We start from the raw sequence: 8,729 nt of genomic DNA on the forward strand, positions 1-8,729 counted from the left end.
CACTTAGAAGGCGACCTTCACGTCGAGGCCGCCCTGGGGTAGGGGGTGGGCGGTGAGCTCAGCATCGTGGGCGGCGGCGACGGCGGCGACGATGGACAGGCCGAGACCCAGGCCGTCGCGCCCGCTGGTTCGGGTGGCGTCCAGCCGCCGGAAGGGCTCGAAGAGGGCGTCCACCTGGTCCGGGGGGATGATCGGGCCGGTGTTGGTCACGCGCACGGTCGGGCGACCTGCATCGGTGCCGGTCCAGGCCTTCACGTGGCCGCCGGGGATGTTGTGGCGTACGGCGTTGTCCAGGAGGTTGGCCACCAGACGCTCGACCAGGCGGGGGTCGCCTGTCGCGGGGGCGGGGTTCAGGTCCGCCTCGACGGGTGGCTCCTGAGCGGGGTCGAGGAGGGCGGCGGCGATCTCGGACAGGTCCAGAGGCTCGCGGCGGTCCAGGCCGCGCTGGCTGCGGGCCAGGGTGAGGAGGGCCTCGATGAGCCGCTCCTGGTGCTGGTTGCCCGCGAGGACACGCTGGCAGGTGGCGCGTAGCTCCGCGGCACTCGCATCCGGGTTGGCCAGGGTGATCTCCAGCAGGCTCCGTTCGAAGGTCAGCGGGGTGCGCAGCTCGTGGGAGGCGTTGGCGACGAACCCGCGCTGCGCCTCGAAGGCTGCCTCCAGGCGACCGAGCAGTCCGTCGAAGGTGTCGGCCAGGTCCTTGATCTCGTCGTTGGGTCCGCGGCGGTCGAGGCGCTGGTGCAGGTTCCGTGCGGAGATCTCCCGTACGGTGCCCGTCATCGAACGCAGGGGACGTAGCGCACGCCCGCTCACCAGCCAGCCGAGCCAGGCCGAGACAAAGGCCATGATCACCAGGGCGATTCCTGACGCCGCCAGGAACTGTCGCAGATCGTGGGCCCGCTGGCGGCCGAGCTGGTCAGACAGGTCAGGAACGCTTGGCGTCGGGGGTGGCACGAAGGGGCCGCCCAGCTCAGGTGCCGGCGGCGCCTCCACCGGCAGGAGCGGCAGGGCATACGCCACCAGCACATATGTGACGGCCAGCAGTAGTGCGCCCGCCGCCAGGAAGAGGCCTCCGTACAGCAGGGTGAGCCGCAGCCGGATGGTCCAGCGACGGCCGCGGACACGACTGGCCAATCTCATCCCCAGATCCTGTAACCGGCCTGGGGCACCGTCTCGACCAGCGCCGGGTCGCCGAGCTTGCGGCGCAGTCGGCTGATCGTGACCTTGACGGTGGCGCTGAACGGATCGGCGGCCTCGTCCCACGCGCGCTCCAGCAACTCCTCGGCCGAGACGACCCTGCCCTGGGCGGCCAGCAGCAACTCCAGCACGGCGAACTCCTTGGGGCTCAGCTCGAGCCTGCGCCCTGCCCGGCTGGCCACCCGCAGGCCGGGGTCCAGCCGCAGCTCGCCGTGGGCCAGCACCGGGGGTAGGGCCGGTTGCGAGCGCCTGGCCAGTGCCCGGATGCGCGCCACGAGCTCGGCGAAGGCGAACGGTTTCGGGAGGTAGTCGTCGGCCCCCAAGCTCAGCCCGTCTACCCTGTCCTCGATCGTCGTGGCCGCGGTCAGCATGAGCACGCGCGCCCGATAGCGCTCGGCCACCAGGGCCCGGCACACCTCGTCGCCGTGCAGCACGGGCAGGTCGCGGTCGAGCACGACCACGTCGTAGCGGTTGACCGAGGTGCGCTCCAGTGCCGCCGCTCCGTCCCACGCGAGGTCGACCGCCATGCCCTCACGGCGTAGCCCGGTCGCCAGCGTCTCGGCGAGCTCGCGGTGGTCCTCGACCACCAGCACCCGCATCCCTCATCGCTCCCTTCGGTCGGCGTCGGCCTCAGCGTCTCGCAAGGAGGGGTAACAGCGGCGTAACAGCGGCTGTTACGTCCCGGTAACCAGGGGCGCGGTTGAGTGCTTCTCGACACCGACCCAGCGAGGAGGCATCTCATGCTCGCACGACCAGCGCGCCTGGCGTTCGCCGGGACCTGCGCTGTCACCCTGACTCTGATCGCCTTCACCGGCGTCTTGGACTGGCTGCCCGCCGCGCACTGGGCGCGATCGGTCACCTGCGCGTCCCTCTGCGCACCACCGCAACCGCCGCGGGCGCCCTCCGTCCCGCAGCCGCCGCGACCCTGAGAAGACGAACCCACGCGACCTATGAGGAGAATCTATGACCGTTTGCACGACTGGACGACGGGTGGCGATCGTGGCCACCGCGCTCGCGACAGGAATGACCGCGTTCCCTTCCACCGCGCGCGCCCAGGGCTATGACCAGGCGCAGTTGCAGCGGGACCTGAACGCCGTAAGCGCCACCGGCGTGGTGGGGACGCTCGGCGAGGTGGTGACCCCGTCGGGTCGCCTGCGGGCACGGGCCGGGGTGAGAGAGCTGACGTCCCGCGACCCCGTTCCTGCCGACGCCCGCTTCAGGATCGGCAGCGTCACCAAAACGTTCGTGTCCACCGTGGTGCTACGACTGGTCGGCGAGGGCAGGCTGTCGCTCGATGACACCGTGGAGAAATGGCTGCCCGGCGTGGTCCGGGGCAGCGGCAACGACGGCCGTAAGATCACCGTACGTCAACTCCTGCAGCACACCAGCGGCCTGCACAACTACCTGCCGAAGCCCCCCGGCTCGGCGCGGGCGTGGCGGCGGGAGCGGTTGCGGTCCTACCGCGCCGAGCAGCTCGTTGCACGGGCCGTACGGCACCGGCCCGACTTCGCACCGGGGACGAACTGGCGTTATTCCAATACCAACTACGTTCTCGCCGGAATGATCATACGGAAGGTCACCGGGCACACCTGGCAGCGGGAGGTCCACGACCGTATCCTCAAGCCGCTGGGCCTGCGTCACACCAGCGCGCCCGGCGTCGATACGCACATGCCCAAGCCGCACGCCAGGGCGTACATGCGGTTCCAACGGGGCGGGCCATTGGTGGACGTCACCGTCAAGAACCAGACGTTGGGCGACGCGGCCGGCGGGATGATCAGCACCACCGGCGACTTGAACGCGTTCTTCCGCGCGCTGATGGACGGCAAACTGCTGGCCCCCGCACAACTGGTGGAGATGGAGAAGACCGTCCCGGCCAAAGAACTGCAGGCCATGGGGGTGCCGGGCGCCCGCTACGGCCTCGGGCTCCTCTACCGGCCACTGAGCTGCGGCGGCGGCTACTGGAGCCACGGCGGTGACGGCGACGGTTACCGCACCAGGCTGGGCGTCACACCGGATGGCCGCCGTGGCATCGTGGTCTCGGCCACCTCCCGCTCGCTCGCCGACTTCAAGGCCGAGCAGCGCGCTGACCAGGCGATGGCCACCCTGGTGGACCACGCACTGTGTGCTACCGGCTGAGGCACCTGGTCGCCGCCAGCATCCCGGCGCTGGCGGCGATGCCGGTGACGACGGCGCCGCGGTCGCGTAGTTGCCTGAAAAGATCATCTCGCTCTGACCTGCGAGAAGAGACCAAGAACCCAAGATAACGATCGCGGCAACGGTCAGATCCACAAGGCATACCGCGATGTAGGGTCCGCATTTCGCTGTCGAAATCCGCGCCTGCGTGTCAGTTGATTGTCGAATTCGACAGGCCGCGCGGACCGGCGAATCAGGAGGGTGACGCTCCGAGTGGTCACCTGCGATCGGGCCGGGACGCAGCTGCCAACGATCGCCATCAAGGTCCCGGCCGGGCCGACATGGCAAGAGGATCCGACACGTCCACGCGGACAAGCACGCTCGACAGATCACGCGGACTGCCCACCAAGCGCAGGTCCAGACGTTGCCATCCGACACGGAACTGCGGATCCTACACGCGAAGGACAAGAAGATCAACTAGCGGCTCTTGGTCTCGTCGTCAACGCCGTCGCGCTGTGGAACTCCAAGTATCTGTCGGCCGCGCTCGACCAGTTGCGCGCCCAAGGCGTCCCGGTGGAGGACGAGGAGGCCGCTCGGCTCAGCCCGCTCGGCCACGCCCACCTCAACGTCCTGGGCCGCTGTTCCATCTCCTCCTCCTCCGCCCCAGCCGAAGGCCTACGGCAGCTCGGCGAGATCCCCCTCCTCCCCGACGGCGGCGGCGTGGGCGAGGAGGGGGTGGAGACCCAGGGCCGCAGATGCGGCGGGTGTACGTGATGGCAAGATCCTTAACGGCAGGTCGTGTCCGCGCGAGAATCGGCGCGTAGTCGTGAGATTTGTGCCTGGTCCCGTCCTGCTGGCCTCCGGGCATGACTGCTGCTCGCCTGTAGTGCCTAGGCCGGGGCGATACGTTCGCCCCGGCCTGGGTTCTCTACTCGGCGTGCTCGACTGCGGCTTTCGGGAGTGCGAGCATCACGAGTGCCGTGATCAGGTAGAGCGCGGCGGAGACGATCAGGACGATGCTGAGCGCGTGACTGTAGTCGGGCAGCACTGGTGCTCCGGTGGCCGAACCGGTGACGGAAGTGAAGAAGATCGTGCCGAGAACGGCGATGCCGATGGCGCCGCCGATCTGGTTGACGGTGGAGAGCACTCCGCCCGCGGCGCCTGCGTTGCGTCCGGGGACGCCTGCGAGGACGACGTTGACGAGAATGGGTGCGGCGAGACCGAGCCCGAGGCCACCGATGAAGAGTGCGAGGGCGAGGAGCCAGTATCCGGGATCGTTGCCGTCCTTGACGATGGACCACAGGACGAGCTGAGATGCCGCGATGGTGAGCGAGCCGGCGATCAGGAGCGTTCTGCCGGCCTTGGCGGCGAGAGCGACGCCGAGGCCGGAGGTGATGATCGAGCCGAGCGCGTACGGGAGGATCACCAGGCCGGTCTCCCACGCGGTTCGGCCGGTTCCGTTCTGGAGGTAGACCGAGAGGGCGAGGAAGTACGACCCGATGCCGCCGAAGAAGAGCACCGAAGCGCTCAGGCCGACTGCGAAGGCGCGGATTCTCAGCAGAGCCGGATCGAAGACAGGTTCGTTTCCGCGTCCGGTGAGGCGGCGCTCGTGGGCGAGGAAGATCGCGAGCACGATGATTCCGGCTGCGAGGAGGACGTAGCTGGCCCAGGTCCATCCCCATGTCTCGGTCTGGATGATCGGCAGCAGCAGGAGAAGGATGCCCGTGGCCGCGAGGAGCGCGCCTGGGAGGTCCAGCCGCGCGGTCGAGGCAGAGCGGGACTCGGGCAGGACCTTCGCGCCGATGATGAGCGCCAGGATCGAGACGGGCACGTTGATCCAGAAGATCGTGCGCCAGCCCAGGTCGAACAGGTTGGTGTCGACGAGCAGCCCGCCCAGCAGCGGGCCGGCGACCGAGGCGAGGCCCTGGACCGCTCCATAGGCGCCAAAAGCCTTGGCGCGCTCGCCCGGAGCGAATGAAGCCCGGATGATCCCGAACACCTGCGGGACCATGATCCCGGCGGTCAGTCCCTGCCCGGCCCGCATGCCGATGAGCATCCCCGGATCGACGGCCAGCGCGCACAGCGCCGAGGTGACCATGAACCCGGCCAGCCCGATCATGAACAGCCGCTTGCGGCCGTACTGATCACCGAGCCGTCCACCGGTGATCAGGCCCGCGCCCAGGGCGAGGGTGTAGGCGGCGATCGTCCACTGGATCTGAGCGTCGCCGGCACCTAGGTCTTGGGCTATCGCCGGGGCCGCGACAGTGACGATCGTCGCGTCGAGAAGGTCCATGAAGGAACCGAAGAGCACCACCAACAGCGCCGTGGTCGCGCCGGCGCTGGCGATGAGTGTCGGGGAAGCCTCAGTTGTGCGGATGCTCGTTCGGGGGCTCGGTGAATCGGTCATGCCGGCCACCATCGCGGGCATAGTTGCCATCGAATGACCGCTATCGGTGAGAGAGTCGGAGAATCATGGCTGCTACCTCCGCGCGGACGCTCAAGCTGCTGTCGATCTTCGGGATCGGTGCGACCCTGACCGCCGGGGAACTCGCCACCCGGCTCGGAGCGTCGGCGAGAACCGTGCGTCGCGATATCGATACGCTCCGGGATCTCGGGTACGAGATCGAGGCCGTCCGCGGAGCGGGTGGAGGATATCGACTCGGTCGCGCTAGCCGCTTGCCGCCGGTCGTCTTCGATGAAGATCAGGCCGTCGCCACGGCCGTCGCGCTCCAGACCGCGCCGACTGTCCTTTCCGGCATCCGCGAGAACGCGGCCCGCGCTCTCGCCACGCTGCGCCAGGCGATGCCCGCGCGCAGCCGCCTGCATGCCGAAGCGTTCACCGTCTCCTCAGCCCGCAACTACTGGGAGTTCCCCGCGCCACCGATCGACGCCGAGATCGTCCGCGCCGTTGGCAGCGCGATCAACCGGCAGCACCTCATTCGCGTGGACTACACCGGTGACGGCGAACCCGTCACGCTCACGCTGGAACCGCACGACCTCGTGGTCTGGGCCGCACGCTGGTACCTGGTCGCCTTCGCCCCGGATGCGGATCGATGGCGCGCGATGCGCGTGGACCGCATCAAACCACACATGCCCACGCACACCCCCTTCGACCGACGTGACATCCCGCACGGCGATCCCGTCGCCTTCGTCATGACCGCACACGACCGCGGAGACGCCGCCGCCGAATGGCCATGCCGCGGCTCAGCCATCGTCGCCCTGCCCGCCTCCACCGTCGCCCGGTTCGCTCCCGGCGGATCAACAGTCGGGTACGACACCGCAACCACTTGCCGACTCACCCTCGGCGCATGGTCATGGCCAGGCCTGGCAGGACTACTCCTCACCTTCGACGCCGACATCACAGACATCGAACCGGCCGAACTCAGGCAAGCCCTGCACTCCTTGCGCACCCGAATCAGCAAGGGACTCGGACCCGACCGAGCTCGCTGAGCTGTCGCTGGCCAGCCGCAAGCGCAAGCGCGCCGCCGTCGCCGCCTTCACCAAGTGGGCCGTCCACCATGAGCTGCTGGCCGTTAACTCGATGGACCGCATCGACCCCGTCAAGGTGCCCAAGAGCCTGCCCCGCCCGGCTGCGGCCGCCGACGTGGCCAAGGTGTTCGCGGTGATCTGCTCGCGGCGGCCGCGCAAGGACCTGCCGCTGGACCGGCTGCGCGACCGGGTGCTGTTCGAGGCCGCTTACGTCTGCGGCGCCCGCGCCTCCGAAGTGTGCGGTCTCTACGCGGAGGATCTCGATCTGCGCCTGGACGACGAACACGTCCGCGTGCACGGCAAGGGCGGCAGCGTACGCACCGTGCTGCTCGACGACCGCAGCTACGTCGCCCAGCTCAAGCTGCACCTGGCCCGCTCCGGCTACACCGCCGGGCCGCTCTTCCGCGCCTCCATCAACGGCCGCGGCGGACCGCCGTCCTACGACGCCGCCCACCACCGCTGGCAGAGATACTGCGCGGCCGCCGGCGTCGAGATCGACATCCACCAGTTGCGCCACGCCCACGCCACCGAGCTCATCAACGCCGGGGTGTCCATCGAGGCCGTGCGCCGCCGCCTCGGCCACGCCTCCACCGAGACGACGCAGCTGTACGCGCTGCTCGACGGCAAGGTCGCCGATGCCGAGATCCGCGCCGCACGCCGACGCGCAACGCGCTAAGGAAGCTTCGCAACCAACAGCAGTCTCAGCTCCCTGCACTCAAGATCCTTCTCAGCGCCAACGGCTGTCCGCCGGTTCCTCAACCCCGTACGAGGCGAAGAAGTCGTGGGTCTTGGCCGGGGTCGCCCAGAAGCCGCCCTCCGTCACGTGACCCATGAAGCCCCGCGGCGTCCCCTTTGATGCGCAGCCGGGTCGGACGAGACGGTAGCGTTGCCGACTCAGAGATCCACGGGCTCTCCGAGCGTGGATTCGATCTTTGGGGCGGCGCCCGTTGGCTATGATCTGGTTCGGCGTCCTGGGCCCGCTGGAAGTGCGGGCGGACGATCACCCGGTCAGGTTGCAAGGCCCCCGGCAGGAAAAGGCGCTCGTGAGGCTGTTGCTGGACGCCGGCCACGTCGTCACCGTAGACCGGCTCCTCGACGTCGTCTGGGAGAAGCCCCCCGCCTCGGCACGACGGCAGGTCCAGGACCTGGTGACCCGGCTGCGACGGACACTGGTGGGTGCCGGAGCGGCCGACGATCTCATCATGACCGTACGAGGGGGCTACCGGTTGCGGCCGGTCTCCGGTGGACTGGACGCCCGGACGTTCGACGAACTGGTCACGAAGGCGCGGGAAACGGCGCCTTCGGATACGGCCGAGGCCGCCGCCACGTTCCGGCGGGCACTGCTGCTGTGGCGGGGAGAGCCGCTGACCGGTGTCGGCGGTCAGTACTTCGAGAACGCCGCCAGGGCTTTGACCGAGCGTCGGCTGGCCGTCTGGGAGGAGTGCCTGGCGCTGGAGCTGGCGCTGGGCCGCCATCATGAGGTGACTGCGGAGCTGCTGGCGCTGGTGGATCGGCATCCCTTCAGAGAGTCCCTGGTGGGATTGCTGATGCGCGCGACGGCCGAGGCGGGACGGCTGGCCGACGCTCTGGAGATCTATCGGGGCCTACGGGTGCGGCTGGCCGACGAACTCGGCCTCGATCCCGGCCCGGAGCTGCGGCGGCTGCATGACACGCTCCTGCGCTCGGAGACCGGCAGCGGGGCGAGAACCATTTCGGCGCCCGCGCCCGCTCGTGTCCCAGCGATGCTGCCGCTGGACGCGTACGGATTCACCGGGCGGAGGGCTGAGCTGGCCTGGCTGGACCGCGTGTTGGCCGAGGCCGGCCGGCAGCCGACCGCGGTGGTCGTCTCCGCCGTGTCGGGCACCGCGGGCGTGGGCAAGACCGCACTGGCGGTGCACTGGGCACACCGGGTG

The 8,729-nt window shown here is 69.3% G+C and carries 9 protein-coding genes and 1 pseudogene; 7 read left to right on the forward strand and 3 right to left on the reverse strand.

Going from position 1 to position 8,729, the window contains the following annotated elements; all coding sequences use genetic code 11:
* Positions 1-3: 3 nt before the first annotated feature.
* On the reverse strand, positions 4-1,137 hold the full coding sequence (locus AB0F17_RS65095) for an ATP-binding protein (protein ID WP_358047276.1): 1,134 nt from the start codon (positions 1,135-1,137) through the stop codon (positions 4-6).
* A complete protein-coding gene (locus AB0F17_RS65100) occupies positions 1,134-1,793 on the reverse strand; it encodes a response regulator transcription factor (protein WP_358047279.1) in 660 nt (219 codons plus the stop codon). Before AB0F17_RS65100 ends, AB0F17_RS65095 begins: the two co-directional genes overlap by 4 nt.
* 141 nt (positions 1,794-1,934) lie before the next feature.
* On the opposite strand from AB0F17_RS65100, the gene AB0F17_RS65105 reads away from it, so the two are divergent.
* The 3 genes and pseudogenes from AB0F17_RS65105 to AB0F17_RS65115 all read left to right on the forward strand — a co-directional run.
* Entirely contained in the window at positions 1,935-2,123 is a 189-nt protein-coding gene (locus AB0F17_RS65105; protein WP_358047282.1) for a hypothetical protein, read from the forward strand.
* Positions 2,124-2,157: 34 nt separating this feature from the next.
* Positions 2,158-3,330: a serine hydrolase domain-containing protein gene (locus AB0F17_RS65110; RefSeq protein ID WP_358047285.1), complete on the forward strand. Its 1,173-nt coding sequence runs from the start codon at positions 2,158-2,160 to the stop codon at positions 3,328-3,330.
* 453 nt (positions 3,331-3,783) lie between these two features.
* A pseudogene (locus tag AB0F17_RS65115) lies at positions 3,784-4,101 on the forward strand (Tn3 family transposase); the annotation flags it as partial.
* Positions 4,102-4,255: 154 nt separating this feature from the next.
* On the opposite strand, the gene AB0F17_RS65120 reads toward AB0F17_RS65115, so the two are convergent.
* Complete coding sequence (locus tag AB0F17_RS65120; RefSeq protein ID WP_358047288.1) at positions 4,256-5,620, reverse strand: MFS transporter; 1,365 nt, start codon at positions 5,618-5,620, stop codon at positions 4,256-4,258.
* On the opposite strand from AB0F17_RS65120, the gene AB0F17_RS65125 reads away from it, so the two are divergent.
* The 4 genes from AB0F17_RS65125 to AB0F17_RS65140 all read left to right on the forward strand — a co-directional run.
* Positions 5,619-5,771, forward strand: coding sequence for a hypothetical protein (locus tag AB0F17_RS65125; protein ID WP_358047291.1), 153 nt, complete (start codon positions 5,619-5,621; stop codon positions 5,769-5,771). The genes AB0F17_RS65120 and AB0F17_RS65125 overlap by 2 nt on opposite strands.
* Positions 5,772-5,799: 28 nt before the next feature.
* Positions 5,800-6,777: a WYL domain-containing protein gene (locus AB0F17_RS65130; RefSeq protein WP_358047294.1), complete on the forward strand. Its 978-nt coding sequence runs from the start codon at positions 5,800-5,802 to the stop codon at positions 6,775-6,777.
* Between the two features lie 91 nt (positions 6,778-6,868).
* The gene (locus tag AB0F17_RS65135) at positions 6,869-7,492 is read left to right on the forward strand and encodes a tyrosine-type recombinase/integrase (RefSeq protein WP_358047297.1); all 624 of its coding nucleotides are present in this window, start codon (positions 6,869-6,871) and stop codon (positions 7,490-7,492) included.
* 277 nt (positions 7,493-7,769) lie between these two features.
* A partial coding sequence (locus tag AB0F17_RS65140; protein ID WP_358047303.1) for an AfsR/SARP family transcriptional regulator occupies positions 7,770-8,729 on the forward strand: 960 nt, incomplete at its 3' end.

Source organism: Nonomuraea sp. NPDC026600, assembly GCF_040638335.1.
Taxonomy (GTDB): domain Bacteria; phylum Actinomycetota; class Actinomycetes; order Streptosporangiales; family Streptosporangiaceae; genus Nonomuraea.